This is a genomic window from Maribacter arcticus, from assembly GCF_900167935.1.
In the GTDB taxonomy this organism is placed as follows: Bacteria; Bacteroidota; Bacteroidia; order Flavobacteriales; family Flavobacteriaceae; genus Maribacter; species Maribacter arcticus.
Genome location: NZ_FUYL01000003.1, coordinates 1 through 20,156 on the forward strand (window position 1 = coordinate 1; position 20,156 = coordinate 20,156).

General features: G+C 34.5%; 14 protein-coding genes. All 14 read left to right on the forward strand.

The genetic code is table 11. The annotated features are described in order from the left end of the window. The first annotated feature begins 245 nt into the window (after positions 1-245). The 14 genes from B5X55_RS05445 to B5X55_RS05515 all read left to right on the forward strand — a co-directional run bounded on the left by B5X55_RS05445 (position 246) and on the right by B5X55_RS05515 (position 20,122). On the forward strand, positions 246-785 hold the full coding sequence (locus tag B5X55_RS05445; RefSeq protein ID WP_079511608.1) for a GNAT family N-acetyltransferase: 540 nt from the start codon (positions 246-248) through the stop codon (positions 783-785). A 135-nt stretch (positions 786-920) separates the two neighbouring features. Continuing rightward, positions 921-2,501, forward strand: coding sequence for a phytoene desaturase family protein (locus tag B5X55_RS05450; RefSeq protein ID WP_079511609.1), 1,581 nt, complete (start codon positions 921-923; stop codon positions 2,499-2,501). Positions 2,502-2,684: 183 nt separating this feature from the next. Further along, positions 2,685-3,443 carry a DUF6090 family protein gene (locus B5X55_RS05455; protein ID WP_079511610.1) on the forward strand — a complete coding sequence of 253 codons (759 nt, stop codon included), beginning with the start codon at positions 2,685-2,687 and terminating at the stop codon, positions 3,441-3,443. A 173-nt stretch (positions 3,444-3,616) separates the two neighbouring features. After that, positions 3,617-5,653: a kojibiose hydrolase gene (locus B5X55_RS05460; protein WP_079511611.1), complete on the forward strand. Its 2,037-nt coding sequence runs from the start codon at positions 3,617-3,619 to the stop codon at positions 5,651-5,653. Positions 5,654-5,855: 202 nt separating this feature from the next. After that, a complete protein-coding gene (locus B5X55_RS05465; protein ID WP_079511612.1) occupies positions 5,856-6,758 on the forward strand; it encodes an NmrA family NAD(P)-binding protein in 903 nt (300 codons plus the stop codon). 187 nt (positions 6,759-6,945) lie between these two features. Beyond that, positions 6,946-7,608 carry a hypothetical protein gene (locus B5X55_RS05470; RefSeq protein WP_079511613.1) on the forward strand — a complete coding sequence of 221 codons (663 nt, stop codon included), beginning with the start codon at positions 6,946-6,948 and terminating at the stop codon, positions 7,606-7,608. A gap of 226 nt (positions 7,609-7,834) precedes the next feature. After that, complete coding sequence (locus B5X55_RS05475; RefSeq protein ID WP_079511614.1) at positions 7,835-9,172, forward strand: polysaccharide deacetylase family protein; 1,338 nt, start codon at positions 7,835-7,837, stop codon at positions 9,170-9,172. 283 nt (positions 9,173-9,455) lie between these two features. Next, complete coding sequence (locus B5X55_RS05480; protein ID WP_079511615.1) at positions 9,456-10,073, forward strand: class I SAM-dependent methyltransferase; 618 nt, start codon at positions 9,456-9,458, stop codon at positions 10,071-10,073. Positions 10,074-10,353: 280 nt separating this feature from the next. Continuing rightward, positions 10,354-10,905, forward strand: coding sequence for a methyltransferase family protein (locus B5X55_RS05485; protein ID WP_079511616.1), 552 nt, complete (start codon positions 10,354-10,356; stop codon positions 10,903-10,905). 463 nt (positions 10,906-11,368) lie between these two features. Further along, complete coding sequence (locus tag B5X55_RS05495) at positions 11,369-12,496, forward strand: sialidase family protein (RefSeq protein WP_079511617.1); 1,128 nt, start codon at positions 11,369-11,371, stop codon at positions 12,494-12,496. A gap of 137 nt (positions 12,497-12,633) precedes the next feature. Continuing rightward, on the forward strand, positions 12,634-12,858 hold the full coding sequence (locus B5X55_RS05500) for a hypothetical protein (RefSeq protein WP_079511618.1): 225 nt from the start codon (positions 12,634-12,636) through the stop codon (positions 12,856-12,858). Positions 12,859-12,877: 19 nt separating this feature from the next. Further along, positions 12,878-13,366, forward strand: a complete 489-nt coding sequence (locus B5X55_RS05505) for a MepB family protein (protein WP_079511619.1) — start codon at positions 12,878-12,880, stop codon at positions 13,364-13,366. A gap of 25 nt (positions 13,367-13,391) precedes the next feature. Beyond that, on the forward strand, positions 13,392-13,862 hold the full coding sequence (locus B5X55_RS05510; protein WP_079511620.1) for an OsmC family protein: 471 nt from the start codon (positions 13,392-13,394) through the stop codon (positions 13,860-13,862). 185 nt (positions 13,863-14,047) lie between these two features. Further along, a complete protein-coding gene (locus tag B5X55_RS05515) occupies positions 14,048-20,122 on the forward strand; it encodes an alpha-2-macroglobulin family protein (RefSeq protein ID WP_079511621.1) in 6,075 nt (2,024 codons plus the stop codon). Positions 20,123-20,156 lie beyond the last annotated feature (34 nt).

Consider the following 20,156-nt stretch of genomic DNA (forward strand, 5'->3'; position numbering starts at 1 on the left):
GTCGAAGTCTAAAGCTTCACCGTATATAGTAACCTTAATTCTCTCTTTTGTTCTTTCTAGTTATATCAACAATTTACTGAGAATCAAACTTAAGCCGTGTATAATTAATTGCTAGTACTCGCCTACTTGGAAAATCCTATCGGATTTTCTGTTTGGTTTGTATTTGCTAAATTAGTTACTTAATCAACGCAACTAATCTTATACAAACCGTTAGCTGCAAGCTGAAAAAACCACGCGAAAAATAAATGAAAATAAAAAAAGGAAATATTCAAGACGTTGAGAAACTAAAAGAAATCGGGAAACTGACTTTTGCCGAGACTTTTTCTTCCGATAACAGCGAAGAGAATATGAAAGAATATTTGGAAAATGAATTTTCGACCGAAAAACTAAAAGCGGAACTGACCGACCAAAATGCTGAATTTTACTTTGCGGAACTTGATGAAAAAACAATCGGATATTTAAAAGTCAATATCGGAGAATCACAAACTGAAATAAAAATCAAAAACGCACTTGAAATTGAGCGGATTTACGTGCTGAAAGAATTTCACGGAAAAAAAGTCGGACAAATTCTTTACGAAAAAGCGCTTGAATTAGCCAAAGAGAAAGATGTAGAAAATGTTTGGTTGGGAGTTTGGGAACAAAATCCAAGAGCAATCCGCTTTTATGAAAAAAATGGATTTGTTTCATTTGACAAACACATTTTCAAACTTGGTGATGATAAACAGACTGACATAATGATGAAATTGGAACTGAATAAAAAAAAGCCAGCAGCTAACAATGTATAAAAATAATTGCTCAATTTTGGGCTTAACCAAAGGTAGTTTCAAGTTTACTACGTCTGATTTTCCTGCGCAAAATCCTCGCACGCAAACACGCAACTAACCATACACAAACCGTTCTATCGGGTTAGAAAACACCAAATGATTCAATCCTATAAAAAGAGGCCGTTACTACAAGAAAAATATGATACTATTGTTATAGGCTCAGGAATGGGCGGACTTGCAACTGCTGCAATTTTAGCAAAAGAAGGTCAGAAAGTACTAGTCTTAGAAAAGCACTATACTCCTGGTGGCTTTACACATATCTTTAAACGTAAAGGTTACGAATGGGATGTTGGAATACATTATATAGGAGAAATGCAACGCGAAACTAGTCTCTTAAAAAAACTGTTTGATTATATCACCAATGGTGAATTAAAATGGGCAGATATGGGCGATGTATATGATCGTGTGATTATAGGAGACGATTATTATGATTTTCTGAAAGGAGTTAAAAATTTCAAAAAACAAATGGTTGCTTATTTCCCAGAGGAAGAACAAGCAATTAAAACCTACGTTGATTTAGTTTTTAAAGCTGTAAAAACAAGTAAAAACTATTATATAAGTAAAGGCATTTCACCTTTATGGAATACATTGTTCGGTAAGTTTCTTAAAAGACCATTTTACAAATACTCAGACAAAACAACCTATGAAGTTCTAAGTTCATTAACAACTAACGAAACTCTAATAAAAGTATTAACTGCTCAATATGGCGATTATGGTTTACCTCCAAAACAAAGCAGCTTTTCCATGCATGCTTCTGTTGCTCGGCATTATTTTGATGGCGGTAGCTTTCCTGTTGGAGGATCTTCTCAAATTGTAAAAAAAATTGACCCAGTAATTGCTGCTTCTGGTGGAACCATTTTAGTAAGTGCCGAGGTAGAAGAAGTAATTATTGAAAAAAATACGGCTGTTGGTGTACGTATGAAAGATGGAAAACTATTTCGAGCAGCAAACATTGTTAGTAATGCAGGAATAATGACAACGTATAACAAGTTATTACCATTAAAGACAATAAAGAAACACTTTTTAAAGGAGCAATTAAAAAAAGTTAACCGATCAGTGGCACATGCTAGTTTATATATTGGTTTGGAAGGAACACCTGAAGAACTTGGTATACCAAAAACCAATTATTGGGTTTACCCTAAAGATGGAGACCATGATACCTGTATTAACAACTATTTAGAAGATATCTCTAGACCATTTCCATTAGTATATCTTTCTTTTCCATCTGCAAAGGATCCTGATTGGTCCAACCGCTATCCTGACAAAAGCACTATTGATGTAATTACATTAGTTCCATACGAAACATTCGAAAAATGGGAAGGTACACCATGGAAAAAAAGAGGTGAAGATTATGAAGCTAAAAAAGAAGAAATTGCACAACGATTATTAAAAGAAGTTTATAAACTATTACCACAAGTAGAAGGAAAAGTAAATTGTTACGAATTATCGACACCGCTTACAACGCAACATTTTGTAAATTATGACAAAGGAGAGATTTATGGTTTAGACCACAGTCCTTCTCGATATAGACAACCCTTTTTAAAACCAAAAACACCTATCAAAAACTTTTATTTAACAGGACAAGATATTGTAACTGCTGGAGTTGGAGGCGCACTTTTCTCTGGCATATTATCTTCAATGGCAATTACTGGGAAAAATGTGCTAAAAAAGATTTAAGAATAACCCAGAACAAGGAGAAACATGCTACAACAAAACATATAATTAATTACTCGTTCTGTGTGTGCTCTGAAAATCCTACGGATTTTCTTCTGGTTCGTTTTCTTTTACTAATTTAGACCTAGCCAACGCAACTAACCATACACGAACACATTAGCTTTCATTATGACCAACCAATAACCAATGATAAAATTCTTTAGAAAAATTCGACAAAGTCTCTTAACTGAAAATAAATTCAGCAAATATCTGATTTATGCAATTGGGGAAATTATTCTTGTGGTTATTGGGATTCTTATTGCACTTCAGATTAATAATTGGAATGAAAACCTCATTAAATCTAAAGAGGAAATACACATCTTAAAAGCATTAAAAATTGGCCTAGAAGCTGATCTTACAGATTTAAAATTTAACAAAAAAAGCATTCAATCTAGTATTGCTTCAGCCAATAAAGTTATTTATAGCTTAGAAAATAATCTTCCTTATAGAGATTCTATACCAGATTATATTGGACATATGATGTTCCCTGTAATATTTGTCCATTCTACTAGCGCTTTCGAGACGCTTAAATCTAAGGGAATAAATTTGATTAAAAACGATAATTTAAGAGAAGAAATTATTAATGTCTACGACTCTCAATATAGTTTTTTTTTAAAAAATGAATCTCTAATATTTTTAGAAGAAGCTGAACGTGCTCTTCGTGAATTATTTTCGCCTCGATTTGAGGAATCCTATGTTTATGATTTTAATGAGCCTAATTTTAAACCGCGTTTAACGCCTTTAGATTATGAAGCATTAAAAACCGATCAAGAGTTTAAGTATTTTTTAAAATCCTTTAAAAATAGACTCAATCTTTTATCCAAATTTCATTATCGTAGGTTGTTGAAACAGGTAGAAGCACTAATTCTCTCTATTGATAGTGAATTAAAATCAAAAATTAAATAACGAAAGCACAACAGCATGTATAATTCATTGCTAGTAGTCGCCTACTTAAAAAAATCCTAACGGATTTTCTATTTGGTTTGTATTAGCTAAATTAGGTGCTTAAACCACGCAACGAAATTATACGGTTGTAAAGTAAAGAAGACCGTTGGCATTCATTTAAAAAACAAACAATAATGAAAAACATACTTTTCCTGTTATTATTTATTATAAGTTCAATAATAACCGCTCAAAATGACGGCTGGCATATAAGTACGAATGAAAATTCAGATTATACTGGTATTGCCATTGCAAATGGTAGAATAGGAATGCTTAGCTCCTCAAAACCTCTTCAAATACAGCACGTTGTTCTAAATAATGTCTATGATGTTGACCCTGACTTAAAGGTAAGTCAGATTCTTCACGGTATGAATTTCGGTAACCTTGATATGTATATTGATGGCGAAAAAATCACAGAAGATAATATCTCTAATTGGCAACAAACCATGGATATGAAAAGTGCTGCATTAACCACAAGCTTCGAGTTTAAAGACAAAACTAAAATTTCATGTACGGTTTATGCCCTTCGTAATCTGCAGTATACTGGATATATAGATATTAGTGTCAAGGCTATTCAACAAATTGATTTAAAAGTTACAGGAAAAATACTAACACCAAAACAATACCAAACTCCTAAAAACACATTTCAAATATTAAAGGATGTTGAAACTACCATGCCAATTTTGCAATCCGTTGCTCAAAGTCCATTTGGCAAACATCTTGTTAGCACATCGGGTACATTTATTTGGCACAACATAAATTCTTCTAGGGAACATCAAAGACCAGAACTAAATCATAAGGTTATCTCAGATTATGAAAACACCATATCATTTGATTATAGCCTAAAGAAAAATGAAAGTTTGGATTTTGCATGGACTGGTGCGCAATGTACTACCAAAGATTTTTCTGACCCAAAATCTGAATCAGAAAGAATGGTAATCTTCAATTTGTTGAATTCTAAAGAAGTATTACTAGCGCAGCATAAAGCGCAATGGAGTGAATTATGGGAAGGAGATATTATCATTGAAGGCGATTTACAATCGCAACAAGATGTTCGTTTAGCATTATATCATTTGTATGCTTTTGGTCGTGGTGATTCTGATCTAAGTATTGCGCCTATGGGTCTCTCGTTACAAACACCTTATAACGGTCATATATTTTGGGATACCGAACTTTGGATGTTTCCACCATTACTGATGTTTAATCAAGATATTGCTCGCTCTTTAGTTAATTATCGTTCTGACAGGTTAGAACCCGCAAAGAAGAGAGCATTAAATTATGGTTATCAAGGCGCAATGTTCCCTTGGGAGAGTGATGATACAGGCGAGGAAGCTACACCACCTTTTGCACTTACGGGTCCTTTTGAGCATCATATAACGGCAGACATAGCAATTGCATTCTGGAACTATTATCGTGTTACCCAAGATAAAAAGTGGCTTATCCAAAAAGGTTATCCTTTAATGAAGGAAGTGGCGGATTTCTGGGTAAGCAGAGTTAAAGAAAATAAAGATGGCACTTACTCTATCAACAATGTTGTTGGGGCTAATGAATTTGCGCCAAATGTTAATGATAACGCCTTTACTAATGGGGCAGCGATTACAGCTTTAAAATTTACCGTCAAAGCGGCCATCGAAATTGGAGAAACGCCAAACCCAGAGTGGCAATTGGTGTCAAAACAAATAAAAATCCTAAAATTTGAAGATGGTACCACTAAAGAACACGAAAATTATAATGGAGAAATTATTAAACAAGCGGATGTAAACTTACTTTCTTTTCCGCTCCATATAATAAATGACAAAGTGTCTATACTTAATGATTTAAAATATTACGAGCCGAAGTTATCAAAAGAAGGTCCTGCAATGGGTAAATCTATCTTTTCGGTTTTATATGCTAGGCAAGGTGACGCAACTAATGCTTACCGCCTTTTTAAGGAAAGCTATGTACCTAATCAGCAAGCTCCTTTTGGTGCCTTATCTGAGGTGGCAACTTCTAATTTTTCATATTTTGCAACGGGTGCGGGTGGAATGTTACAAAGTGTTCTCTTTGGTTTTGCCGGTTTAGATATCACCGATGATGGGATTATTCAAAAAAACCCTATTCTCCCAAAAGAATGGAAATCATTAACCATAAAAGGTGTTGGTACTGATAAGAAAACCTACCGAATTGATAGATGAATTAATAGCAAAAAAGAAAACGAAAGGTCAACATTGGCTATAAGTAATTGCTTGTTCTCGCCTAATTATAAAATCCTATTAGATTTTTAGTTTGGTGTGTACTTGCAAAGATAATCGCTAAACCATGCAACTACTCATTGTCGAAACCGTTAGCAGTAATTATACACTCCCACCCATCTGATAAAGACAAGAAATAAAATAAATGAATAAAAAAATTATAGTAGTAGCAGGTGGGACAGGAAATCTTGGAGGTAGAATAGTGAAGGCTTTACTTGACAAAGGAACTGAAGTAAGAGTTTTAGTTCGTTCAACTAGCGACAATGAAAAAATAAGTCATCTTAAACGAATGGGTGCTAAAATCATCCCATTAGACATGACCAACGAACAAGAAATATCTTCTGCTTGTAGCGGTGCTTCCTGTGTTGTTTCTGCATTGGCAGGTCTAGAAGATGTGGTTATTGAAACCCAAAAAACATTATTAGATGGTGCTATTTTAGCCGGAGTACCTAGGTTTATTCCTTCCGACTATTCGTTAGATTTCACAAAATTTACACATGGAGAAAATCGTAACCTAGATTTCAGAAGGACTTTTCATCAATATTTGGATTCCACTTCTATTTCTGCTACCACCATTTTTAATGGTGCATTTATGGATATGCTTACAAATGAAATTCCCATGATAATCTTCAAAAAAAAATTAGTGCTTTATTGGGGAAATGCTGACCATAAAATGGGTTTCACAACTTTAGACGACACGGCAACGTTTACAGCCAATGTAGCTCTTGATGAATCTACGCCACGTTATCTGAGAATTGCGGGTGACCAAATAAGTCCAAGAGAAATAAGAGAAGTGATGAATGAATTGTCTGGACAAAAATTTCGTCTACTCAGAACAGGAAGTCTTAGATTACTAAGCTTACTTATAAAAATAACAAAAATAATTGCACCAGGAAAGACAGAAATTTATCCAGCTTGGCAAGGAATGCAATATATGCGAAACATGATGGACAAAAGAGCAACTTTACAAAATACGGATAACAATCGTTACCAAGATATTAAATGGAAATCGGTTAAATACCTACTATCAAAACATGAAATTGTTTGATAATAAAATTTGATATTAAGAACGAAAACTAATACTAACACCGTATAAAATTAATTGCTAGTGCTAGCCTACCCACAAAAATCTTTACGGATTTTATATTCGGTTTGTATTTGCTAAATTAAGTGCTTAAAACACGTAGCTTTCCATATAACAAACGTTGTTCTTTATTATAACCGACTACTAACCAATGATAAAATTCTTTAGACACATACGCCAAAAAATACTTGCCGAAAACAAGTTCAGTAAATATCTTCTTTATGCCATTGGTGAAATTGTACTTGTGGTTATCGGGATTTTGATAGCATTGTTTATTAATAGCTGGGATCAAGACAGAATTAACAAGAAGAATGAATACAAATATTTGGATAACATAAAGAAAGAACTTCAGGGGAATAATGGATTCTCTAATTACTTCTTAAAGGATAATTATTTCCGAAAAATAGAAGGACTAACATTGGCTAAAAACTATTGTGAGCAGAAAATCCAAGACCAAGACACTTTGGTTTTTTTAAACAAGGTATCGTATGGCGCTGTAATATCAACTGGAATTACTTTTTTATCAACCAAGACCTATGATGAACTTGTAAATACAGGGAATTTTCAACTTATCACAAATGATTCATTAAAAAATGAAGTGAAAAAATATTATTGGAGCATAGAAGCTGCTATTGTAGACATAAATAATAAAACAAGTGGGTATGCAAAATTTATTAATGACGTGAGACCTTTTGATTTTTATAATCCTACTTATATTTCAGCCTATCACCAGAAAGAAATGATGATTGCTCTTAACTCTGTAGAATTTAGAAAGCTAGTTGACCTAGAATTGACTTTAGCCAATTATATTTAAATCCAAGGATTTGACTGAGAAAGGACTAAAGTTAATATCGTCTATAAAAAATGTTCTAAAAGAACAATAACGATAGCACAACACGGTTTATAAAACATAGCTAATAAGCGCTAAATCGAAAGGTCTGTACATATTTACAAAGACCACCAAATTTTTAAATTTGGCTTTTAAAATAGAAAAAGTAAAAACATGAAATTCGGCTCAGTGCAAATCAACACCAGATATTATGAAAAATAGAATTGCCTTCTTCGGAATAGTATTATTTTTTCTCTCCTGTAATACCAAAATGGAAGAAAACGTAGGCCACACGTTTATAACCAAATGGCCTGGAGATAAGCAAACGGCCATATCCATAACTTATGATGACGGTATCATCAATCAACTTACAGTGGCCAGACCGATCATGAACAAACTAGGCTTACCGGGCACATTTTATATCATTACAGGAAAAGTAAATGGATCAGGCAAGGGCCAATTTATCGGAAGGCCAGCTGATGAAATAATTAAGGAAACCGCTTCCAGTAAAACTAACCAGGACAACTTTTTTGAAAGGGCCTCTTTGATTGCCTATACCGGTACAAGTGAAGCTGTTGAATACCATTCGAATGCAGGTTCCCTTTTTGAATCTGGGAAGATTACTGAAGCTTATGAACTCATAGATGAAGGCTATGAACAAATTAGAAACGGTTATTTGAAAAATACGGATGACGTTGTTTTTCATAACAATGCTGTTGACACCACTACCTGGGCAGATTACAAAAGATTCGCTTCCGAAGGTCATGAAATCGCCAGCCATACCGTAACTCATGCCCGATTAGCTATATTGGACGAGGATAATCTATTCTATGAGCTAGAACAAAGTAAAGCAGATATTCAGCATTTTTTGGGGGAGAAATATACCTTTTCTGCCGAGTGTCCTTATGGCACAGAAAACGAGCGTGTGATGGAATATGCACAGAAAATATATCCAGCGTTGCGAAACCGAATGCCAGAATCTTATCTTGATGAACTCAACAGATCTAGTAAAAGACAACCTGGTGAATCAGAAAAAGAATACGTACAATGGCAAAGAGGCCCGCTTACCAATGTCTCTATGGAAGTAATGAAATCGTGGGTAGACACCTGCATGGCACATGATAATATCTGGTTAGTACTCGTATTTCATGGAATAGACGGTATTGGCTGGGAATCCAAAACCGGAGAGGAACTGGAAGAATACTTCAACTATATAAATGACCGGAAAGATCACTTGTGGGTGGCCACTTTTGCTGACGTTACAAAGTATATCAGAGAAAGAAAAAATGCGGTGATAAATAGCGTGGTACAAGATGATGCTATTGTAGTAAATATTTCCTACGACCTTGATCCTGAAGTTTATAATGTTCCAATTACTTTAAAAACTTATGTGCCAAGGGCATGGAAAGCTACCGTACTTAATAAAAAAAATGAGCAAGAAACTCAGCTCAGGCTTAAGATTCAAAAAGATGCCCTGGGACCCTATGTACTTTATTCTCTTATGCCTGGTGAAGATGAAATAATACTTGCGGAGTCAATCGAAATTTAACGTTTTGTAAATTTATTTCAACAGAAAGCTGTTCCTGCCTATTCCGAATTGATTGATGCGATTTATTTGATGGAAAAATTGATGAATCAAACACGGCAGCCAACAATAAATATAGGTCATTGGGCGAATTGAGGTAAATTGAAGTAAATTGAAGTAAATTGAAGTAAATTTAAACTAGTCTTTATTTAATAAAACATATAGAGGTTTTAAACGGAGCTGATTTAAAACGCCTAACGCCCCATAATTGGACCGTTAGCCACAAGCTAAAAAAAGACACATAACAATGAATTTAGATAGAAAGAAACATTGGGAAACAGTTTATGAAACTAAAAACCCAGACCAAGTAAGTTGGACACAAGAATCGCCTAAAACTTCGCTTGACTTTATACATTCATTCGGACTACCGAAAACTGCGAAAATAATAGATATAGGAGGTGGAGATAGTAAACTTGTGGATTACTTGCTTGATGAAGGATTTGAAAATGTCACTGTACTTGACATTTCGGCTAAAGCACTCGAAAAAGCTAAAGACCGACTTGGAGAAAAAGCAAATAAAGTAAATTGGATTGTAAGCGACATTACAGAATTTGAACCCAATATGACTTTTGATGTTTGGCATGACAGAGCAACCTTTCACTTTCTTACAACGACTGAACAAATATCAAAATATATAAAAACTGCAAGAAAATCTGTGACCGGATTCCTGACAATTGGAACCTTTTCAAAAAATGGTCCTGAAAAATGTAGTGGTCTCGAAATAAAACAATACAACGAAGAACAATTAACGATGGAACTAGAAGACGGGTTTGACAAAATAAAATGCATTACAGAAGACCATTTGACACCATTTAAAACAACGCAGAACTTCCTGTTTTGTAGTTTTAAAAGACAATTGAACTGAATGAAAAGCCAGTGGCTAACTCCATGTAAAACTAATTGCTTTGTTATAGTCTACTAGGAAAATCCTGCAGAATTTCCAACTTGGTTTGTACTTGCAAAGTTAAGTGCTAACCCGCGCAACTACTCATGGTCGAGACGTTGTGCCTCATTAGAAATGAATTAAACCAAATATAATTTACAAAATAGCAATAATAGGTTACGTAATTTTATATACAGGAATTGCTTTAGCAATTAGGTCTTTAATTCTTTATCGAAACACAGGTATAAATCCATTCAAGAAAATGGGTGACACGGGAATTAAGGGATTTAATGAAAAAACAATGATTTTAGGGGCAACATTGATACCTGTAATTTCCATAATTTATTTAATTGGGGGGAGCCTTTATGAATATTTAGTTCCAATAAAATACCTTGAAATCAATGGATTAAAACAATTTGGAATAGTAATAATGCTAATAGGATGCGTTATTGGGATTATTGCACAGTTTCAAATGGGGGATTCATGGAGAATTGGCATTGATGAAAAAGAAAGAACAGAATTAATTACAAACAAACTTTTTCGGTATTCTCGTAACCCAATTTATTTAGGATTGTTAATTTCTTTTATGGGTTTCTTTTTTATAGCTCCAAATGCTTTAAGTTTATGTTGCCTTGTTTTAAGTTATCCATCTGTAGAGATAAAAATAAGATTGGAGGAGGAGTATTTAATACAGAAACATGGGGAAAAATTTCAAAAATACATGGAAAAAGTAAATAGATGGATTAAAAAAAAACGAGTCACAACAATCGATAGAGCGTCAAGCCTCCTAAACGTCGGCCTGAGTCTATCGTAACGTTAGCATTTTTATAAAAAACGAATACGCAATTTTACCTGATCGAATAAAAGCAGTAGTAATTGATGGAATTCTTCTATATGACCCCTTTTTTACCAGCCATTATAGAGGTACCATTGGACATCCATTCAGTAAAATTACTGTAAGGAAAGATATAGACGGAGAAAACCATATTGGCTTCACATCTGCCCTACTTCGATTTATAATCAAAATATCTTTAGGCTGGTTTTCGCTATTAACTGTAACTGGAAATAAAAAGAAAAAAGCTATCCATGACTTTGTGGTAAATTCAGTGGTAATGAACGAAAATCCATAAAAAACAAATGCTAACCACACAAATAGCAGATAGTTTCAAAATCACCAAATTAAATGGCTTGAGCAATCCAGTCTGCCAGCAGGCAGGCGAAAACGAAATATTTATTTACCAAATAGTTGCCATTCATTATAACTCATTCTATCAAAAATGAAAACACTACTTACAATACTTTTTTCATGGATATCTTTAATAGCATACTCGCAGAATAATAACGTTATTATTAAAAATGAAGCGTTTAATTTTAAAGCCTTATTTAATACTTCAATGCAGCCTGGTGTTTCATGCTATAGAATCCCAGCGATTATTACTGCACCCAATGGAGATTTGGTTGCAGCCATTGATGAAAGAGTACCCTCTTGTGGTGACTTAAAACTGAGTAAGGATATTAACATAGTTATTCGCAGAAGTGCTGATAATGGCGAATCTTGGTCAAAAATTGAAACCGTAGTTGATTATCCCTTTGGTAAATCGGCTTCAGACCCATCTATGATAGTAGATAAAGTCACAGGAACAATTTTCCTATTCTACAATTTTATGGATATAGACAATGAAAAAGATGTCTATTATCTAAAAGTAACTAAGAGCATAGACAATGGGAAAACATGGAGTTCACCGGTCGATATAACTTCACAAATTACAAAGCCCGAATGGCATAATGATTTTAAGTTTATTACTTCAGGACGGGGTATACAAACAACTAATGGAAAATTATTACATACGCTGGTCGATTTAAAAAGTGGTCTTCATCTTTTTGGAAGTGATAACCATGGTGAGAATTGGTATCTAATAGACACTCCCATTATACCAGGAGATGAATCAAAAATAATCGAGTTATCAGATGGCACATGGATGGTGAATAGTCGTGTAAATGGAAAAGGACATAGGTTTGTTCACACATCAACTGATGAGGGTGCAACATGGATTTCTAAACCCGATTTCACCCTTATTGACCCAGGCTGCAATGCTAGTATTATAAGATATACGGCTATTGAAGACGGCGCTGATAAAAACAGAATTCTTTTTTCAAATGCAAAAACGAAAGATGAACGAAGTAATATGACAATAAGAATAAGCTATGATGAAGGAAAAAGTTGGACAGATGGAAAAACAATCTATACTGGAAGCTCAGCGTATTCTTCAATGAGTATACTTTCTAATGGTGATATTGGTTTATTTTTTGAAAAGGATAATTATCAAGAAAATGTGTTTGTCCGTCTCACATTAGAATGGTTAACTGACGGTAATGATCATTACAAAAAAACACAATCTGAATAACGCTTGGTTTAATTAAATACAGGTCAATGGGTAGATGGTAACAAAATTTAATTTCAAACAAAACTATCGTTATTGAAAAGTAAGTTCAGGCTTGTAAAAAGTTTTTACCCCGTATATTGCAATAATAAACCACTACTATGAAATTAAACTTATTGTCTTGTGATGCTCAGAGACCAGATAGAAGAGCAATATCACAGTGTATTACAGAAATTTCATTGAACCTTACTGATTCTTTGTCAAATGAGCTTACCGATATACTTTTAGAAGGTGACCCTGTAGCCATTGACGTAGAAGACAAAAACTCTGGTTCTGCATTAAGAGCTCTTCGTAAACTAAGCATCGACTACGAAATTATAGAATGAATTAAGTGCAGTCTTTTTTATGACAACTAATCAAATCTGTGACGAGGTTTACACCAAATGTTTTTTTAAAATTACTGACGTCGAATACGAGGCAGAAAGTAAAGAATATGATGCTTGCAGATTTAAGCTTAATAGCCGCAGAGTTATAAACAGAACTGCTAAAATAACACCCAAAAAAGCGGGTCAATTCGTGACTTTTTGGAAGCGAGATGGTAATGGGTCTATTGAGCCCTTTAATGATGGTGATCATATTGATTTTTTTGTTGTTACCGTACGAACCGATACCAAGTTAGGACAGTTTGTTTTTCCAAAAACGACATTAATTGAAAAGGGAATTATTTCAACGGAAAAGAAAGAAGGAAAAAGAGCATTTCGAGTATATCCAAATTGGGACATTGTAAAAAACAAGCAAGTGGAACGCACTCAACAATGGCAATTAAATTATTTTTATGAAATTAATAATTTAATAGATTTAGAACGGGTTAAAAAATTATATCAAACAAATTAATACCTCTACTATTTATTAAACAAAAATGAAAAAACACAATTACGAAGTAAAAACAGAATGGACAGGTAATGAAGGCAATGGTACATTAGACTACAAATCATACAACCGAAATCATACGATTACTGCAAATGGAAAGTACGGCGAAATAAAAGGTTCATCTGACCCATCTTTTCTTGGAGATAGAACAAGATATAACCCCGAAGACCTTTTTCTTTCCTCGCTATCGGCTTGCCATATGTTGTGGTATCTACATTTATGTTCTGTGCATAATATAATAGTTACGGAGTATGTAGACCATGCAACAGGTGTTATGGAAGAAACCAACAATGGAAGTGGAAAATTTACTAGAGTTACACTGCATCCTAAAGTTGTTATTACAAATTTAAATATGACGACGAAAGCAAACCAGTTACATGAAGAAGCGAATAAAATGTGTTTTATCGCAAATTCATGCAACTTCAAAATTGAACACAAACCTAATACTACGGTAGAATAGGAAGACTCTGGCTAAATCTATAATTGCTATTCCGTTGATTAATTTATTCTTACAAAAGACTCCTCAAAACATTTCGAAATACCTGTAGAAGATTTCACCTTTTACTAACCGAAAAGTAGCATTCCCTAATTTTTCATTGTTTCAAATATTTAATTGGCACAGTTTTGTATTGTAATTTTACTATTATGAAAAAGCTACATTTAATTCTTGGTATATTCATGTTTGCGCAATTTGGTAATGCTCAACAAAACGATTCATATGAGTCTCTTTGGGAACAAGTTGAAAAATTTGAGGGCGAAGATTTATCTAAATCAGCATTAGAGCTGATTGAAACTATATCAAAAAAAGCGCATCTTGAAAAAAACAAAACTCAAATCATTAAATCACTTCTTTATAAATCAAAATTCGCATTGATTTTAGAGGAAAATGCTGAATTAAATATCGTTAATGATTTTAAAGCGGAGATAGGGATTGCCGAAGGTGCATCGAAAAACATACTTCATAATTATTTGGCTAATATTTATTGGCAATACTTTCAGCAAAACAGATACAAGTTTTATAATCGTACAAGCACTGAAACAAAAGTAGACACCGTTGATTTCAGAACTTGGGATTTAAACACCCTTTTTCAAGAAATTGATATTCATTTTCAAGCATCGCTAGAAAACCCAGTTGCATTACAGAAATTACCGATTTCTAACTTTAATGTAATCTTAAATGAAGTAAAAGAATCTTCAGAATTTAGGCCTACGTTATTCGACTTATTAGCGCATACTGCACTAAGCTTTTATACTACTAGTGAGAATAGCATACAAAAGCCCGCAGATGCCTTTGAAATTGACGAAACAGAGGTATTATGTGAAGCATATTCCTTTAGTTTTATAAATTCTGAAACCAACAATACCACATCATTGCAATCAAAAGCATTGAAGATTTATCAGCAGTTAGTTTCTTTTCACTTTGGCAATGCAGATATACGACCATTAGTGTTAGTAGATATTGAACGATTACTTTTTATACATCAATTTGCAACCTTTTCCGACAAGGATAACTTATTAATTGAAGTGCTACAAAACTCCGCAGAAAACATTAAAAACAGTCCGCTTTCAGGTTTATACACCTATGAAATAGCTAACCGTTACCAACAAATGGGTGGAACATACAACCCACAAAGTAGTAAAGAGCATCAATGGAAACTAAAAGAAGCCATTGCATTGTGTGATAAGGTAGTTGCTACTTTTCCTAAAAGTAGAGCAGCAGAAAAGTGTCAGATATTAAAATCTCAAATTGAAACACCGTTTATTCAATTATTGACCGAGAAACACATTCCAAATAACACCATTGGAAGACTATTAGTTACGTATAAGAACTATGAAAATATTCAATTAACAGCCTATAGAATTTCTCAAAAAGAGGTACAAGCACTTAATGAGTTATATCCCGAAGCGAAAAAACTATCCTTTCTTAAAAATCTACCTATTGAAACAACATGGAATTCTACGCTTACAACTGAAAACGATTTTCAAACCCATAGTACCGAAATTACTATGCCCGCACTGACGAATGGTTATTACGCCATTTTAGCGCAATCTAAAGATAAGAGCGACTCCTATTTTAGTTACCAAACCGTGCAAGCAACCGATTTTGCACTTAGTGAGACCCAATCAACTACACATCAATTATATCAGGTAATTGACCGTAACAACGGTAAGCCAATTGAAAGTGCTAAAGTAATTTTCAACTATCGCAAGAATTACAATTCCCCTACAAAAAGTGAAAATTTTACGACCGACTCACAAGGTAAATTTTCAATTAACAAAAATAAGGATAGTAGAAGTAGTATTTATATCACCATTAAAAAGGATAAAGAGATAGCCTATTTTGGCGATTATTATATCAATAGAAACTATACTCAGAACACGGCCACAGTAAATAACACTTGTTTTCTTTTTACCGACCGTAGTATTTATAGACCAGGGCAACCTGTATACTTCAAGGGTATTACGGTACAACAGGAAAATGAAAAATCAAGTTTATTAAAGAAAACCATTGCACAAGTAGAACTTCATGATGTAAATGGCCAAGAGATAGGAACCCAAGAGCTAGTCACCAATGAATTTGGTTCGTTTTCAGGAGAGTTTATACTCCCTGCAAGCAGTCTTACTGGTATGTTTTCTATTAACATCTATTCAGATGAAAGCAACATAGATGGCTATACAAGCTTCTCCGTTGAAGAATATAAGCGTCCAAAATTTGAAACTTCCTTTAATCCAATTAAGGAAACTTACAAAGTGAATGACAGCATTAACGTTTCTGGTAAAGCAACAGCATATACTGGTAGTTCTATTACAGATGCGAAAGTAGCATATCGCGTAAAAAGAATCGTAAACTTACCTAGATGGTATTATTGGTCAAGACCTTATTTTAATATCACTCCGCAAGAAATAACACATGGGGAAACCACCACCGATTCGTCAGGTAATTATGATATTGTATTTAAGGCGTTGCCCGATTCAAGCATTGAAAAAAGCAATCTACCTACGTTTAATTATGAAGTTACGGCAGATGTAACCGATGTCAACGGCGAAACACGTAGCACCACCACAAATGTTTACGTAGGGTATCATGCCCTGAATGTAAAATTGATGATACCAGATGTTCTCGACAAGCAAATAAAAGATGCTACATTCAACATATCTAGCACTAATTTAAATGGAGGCTCTGTTGCTGCGACTGGTGTAATAAAATTATTTAAACTACAGGCACCGGGTCACGTTTTACGACCTAGACCATGGCCTGCTCCAGACTATGCAGGTTTCACAAAACAAGGGTTTAAAAATTTGTATCCGTATGATGCATATAAGGATGAAGACAACCCATTAAACTGGAAGAAAGGTAAAATGGTTTGGAAAGCATCTTTTGACACCGGTAAGACTTCAGAAATATCGCTTGCAAAAATTAAAAATTGGGATTCTGGCAAATATGTGATGGAACTAGAATCTCAAGATAAATTCGGACAAGCATTAAAAGATATCGTACTTATTACCTTAACAGGAGACGAAGACGAATTAGCAGACAATCAGTTATTTCAGATTAAAACGGATAAGAATGAGTATTCAATTGGTGAGAACGCAAAAATTACTTTTTTATCGAATGCCAAAGACCTCAACATTATGGTTAGTGTCGAAAAGAACCATGAAGTAGTAGATTCGATGCTCATCAACCTACACAACAATTCAAAAACCATAACCGTACCCGTTACTGAAAAGGATTTAGGTGGTTTTGCCATTAACTATAGTTATTCATTCAACAATTCATTTGAAGTACAAAGTCAGCCAATACAGGTACCCTACCCAGACAGCGATTTAGAAATTGAAACCCTTACGTTCAGAGACAAATTAACACCTGGAACAGATGAAACATGGTCATTTAAAATAAAGGGACCCAAAGGCGATAAAGTATCAGCAGAACTTTTGGCAAGCATGTATGATGCTTCATTAGACCAGTTCGCTTATCATAGTTGGAATTTTAATCCGTTATCTCGACCAACGTATTACTCCACACATAGAACAAATGCTTCTAATAGCTTTTCACAAAGCAATTTCAATACTTATCAAAGTTATGGGGGTTATAATTATTCTGATCTAACTTTTGATTCATTCAATTGGTTTGAACTACGTATTGGTACCTACGGTATGTTTTATAAATCGCGTAAAATGTCAAGGTCTGCTGCGCCAATGGATCTAGAAATAATTGAAGACTCGGCAAATTTGGATGAAGTTGTAATCACAGGTTCTAGCACTACTAATATTGAAAATGCCCTACAAGGAAAAGCGTCCGGCATACAAATTACTGAACCCGAAACTAACAAAACAAAAACGGACTTTGATTCGGTGACTATTCGAAAAAACCTTCAAGAAACTGCATTTTTCTTTCCACAACTACAAACCGATAAAGATGGGAATGTAAGTTTTAGTTTCACGACACCAGAGGCATTAACTCGATGGAATTTACAACTTCTTGCACATAATAAAGATTTAGAAAGCACAACTAAAAGCCTAAGTACCGTAACTCAAAAAGAGTTGATGGTAATACCGAATGCTCCTCGTTTTTTACGCGAAGGAGATGAAATTATCATCAGCACTAAAATTGCCAATCTTACTAAAAAAGCACTTTCGGGACAAGCTAAACTAGAACTGGTAGATGCGCAAACTGGTCTAGATATTTTATCCCTGTTGATTGAAATTCCCGCAGGCGAAACGCCTTTTCCTATTAATGAGAAGCCTTTTGATGTAAACGCTATGGGCAACACACAAGTTTCATGGCAATTAAAAATACCTGCAGGGCTACAAACAATTCAATATAAGATTATTGCAAAAGCAGGAGATTTTGGCGATGGCGAACAAAATATGTTGCCGGTATTAACAAACCGTACTTTAGTAACCGAGTCGATGCCTATGTGGGTTCTCAGCAACCAGACTAAAACATTTAGCTTAGACAAATTGAAGAATGTGTCTTCTGCTACGCTCAAACACCACAAACTGACTTTAGAAATAACTTCAAATCCGGCATGGTATGCGATACAAGCACTACCCTATTTGATGGAGTATCCTTATGAGTGTAATGAGCAGACGTTCTCTAAGTATTATGCAAATACGTTGGCGAGCCATATTGCTACGAGTAATCCTAGAATTAAGGAAGTGTTTGAACAATGGGCAAATTCAGATGCCTTACTAAGTAATCTTGAAAAAAATGAGGAATTAAAATCCCTATTAATTCAAGAAACACCGTGGTTACGTGATGCCCAATCTGAAAGCGAGCAAAAGAAACGAATTGGGCTATTGTTCAACATGAACAAAATGCGGAGTGAGCAAGAATTGGCTTTAGACAAATTAATGCAAAACCAAAATTCTAGCGGTGCTTGGTCTTGGTTTAATGGCGGACCAAATAATAGATATATTACCCAACATATCATTACTGGCTTAGGCCATTTGAATCATTTAAATGTTGCTTCTTCTATGACCAGCAACCAATCTGAAATGATTGATAAAGCAGTAGCCTATTTAGATAACGAGTTCGTGAAGGAGTATGAAGAAATGAAGAACCGTGCCAAGAACATAAATGACGACCATTTGAGTGCAACCCAGGTTCATTATTTATATATGAGAAGCTTTTTCAAGGAAATTAAAACCTCTAAAAAAGTTGATGAAATAACAGCATATTACCTCACTCAAGCACAAAAGTATTGGAAAAAGCGGGGTTTGTATGCTCAGGGAATGTTAGGATTGACCTTATATCGTAAGGAGGATATAAAAACCGCCACCAAAATTTTACGTGCTTTAGAAGAAAACAGTGTTACTAGTGATAAAATAGGCATGTACTGGAAGAAAAATACGAGCTCTTGGTTTTGGTACCAAGCCCCTATTGAAACCCAAGCATTATTAATCGAAGCTTTTTCTGAAATTCGCCCAACAGATACAGAAACGATTGACAATCTTAAAATTTGGTTACTCAAAAACAAGCAAACCAATCAATGGAGTACCACCAAGGCAACTACCGAAGCTATATATGCTTTATTATTACAAGGCAATGATTGGCTATCAGTTACTGACGTTGTCGAAGTTTTGGTAGGAGGACAAGCAATAAACCCTTCAATATTAGAGGATGTTAAAGTGGAAGCGGGTACAGGCTATTTCAAAACATCTTGGAATGGTAGCGAAATACAACCTAAAATGGGTGAAGTACAAATCACCAAGAAGGGTAATGGTATTGCTTGGGGTGCTTTATACTGGCAATATTTTGAGGATTTAGACAAGATTACATCTGCTGAAACACCGCTACAACTAACCAAAAAATTGTTCTTGAAAAAAAACACGGCTACAGGTGAAGTAATTTCAGAAATCACAAAAGGTTCTGATTTAAAAGTAGGTGACCTTGTTCGAGTTCGCATCGAATTAAAGTCTGACCGAGATATGGAATTCATTCACATGAAAGATATGCGCGCGGCAGGGTTTGAACCTGTAAATGTTATCTCCAGATATAAATGGCAAGATGGTTTGGGGTATTATGAAAGCACGAAAGATGCAAGTACCAATTTCTTTTTTGACTATTTACCTAAAGGAGTTTATGTATTTGAATACGATGTTCGTGTAAACAACGCCGGTAATTTCAGTAATGGTATCACTACCATACAAAGCATGTATGCGCCAGAATTTAGCAGTCATAGTGAAGGGGTTCGTGTAACCGTGGAAGGTCAATAGAATAAACGCCGTTATGAGCCTTAGTCGAGAACAG

Excerpts from the sequence above, each read along its gene's own strand:
- B5X55_RS05515 (WP_079511621.1), top strand. The coding sequence starts at position 14,048 with ATGAAAAAGCTACATTTAATTCTTGGTATATTCATGTTTGCGCAATTT.
- B5X55_RS05450 (WP_079511609.1), top strand. The coding sequence starts at position 921 with ATGATTCAATCCTATAAAAAGAGGCCGTTACTACAAGAAAAATATGAT.
- B5X55_RS05505 (WP_079511619.1), top strand. The coding sequence starts at position 12,878 with ATGACAACTAATCAAATCTGTGACGAGGTTTACACCAAATGTTTTTTT.
- B5X55_RS05470 (WP_079511613.1), top strand. The coding sequence starts at position 6,946 with ATGATAAAATTCTTTAGACACATACGCCAAAAAATACTTGCCGAAAAC.
- B5X55_RS05480 (WP_079511615.1), top strand. The coding sequence starts at position 9,456 with ATGAATTTAGATAGAAAGAAACATTGGGAAACAGTTTATGAAACTAAA.
- B5X55_RS05445 (WP_079511608.1), top strand. The coding sequence starts at position 246 with ATGAAAATAAAAAAAGGAAATATTCAAGACGTTGAGAAACTAAAAGAA.
- B5X55_RS05460 (WP_079511611.1), top strand. The coding sequence starts at position 3,617 with ATGAAAAACATACTTTTCCTGTTATTATTTATTATAAGTTCAATAATA.
- B5X55_RS05455 (WP_079511610.1), top strand. The coding sequence starts at position 2,685 with ATGATAAAATTCTTTAGAAAAATTCGACAAAGTCTCTTAACTGAAAAT.
- B5X55_RS05510 (WP_079511620.1), top strand. The coding sequence starts at position 13,392 with ATGAAAAAACACAATTACGAAGTAAAAACAGAATGGACAGGTAATGAA.
- B5X55_RS05465 (WP_079511612.1), top strand. The coding sequence starts at position 5,856 with ATGAATAAAAAAATTATAGTAGTAGCAGGTGGGACAGGAAATCTTGGA.
- B5X55_RS05485 (WP_079511616.1), top strand. The coding sequence starts at position 10,354 with ATGGGTGACACGGGAATTAAGGGATTTAATGAAAAAACAATGATTTTA.
- B5X55_RS05495 (WP_079511617.1), top strand. The coding sequence starts at position 11,369 with ATGAAAACACTACTTACAATACTTTTTTCATGGATATCTTTAATAGCA.
- B5X55_RS05475 (WP_079511614.1), top strand. The coding sequence starts at position 7,835 with ATGAAAAATAGAATTGCCTTCTTCGGAATAGTATTATTTTTTCTCTCC.
- B5X55_RS05500 (WP_079511618.1), top strand. The coding sequence starts at position 12,634 with ATGAAATTAAACTTATTGTCTTGTGATGCTCAGAGACCAGATAGAAGA.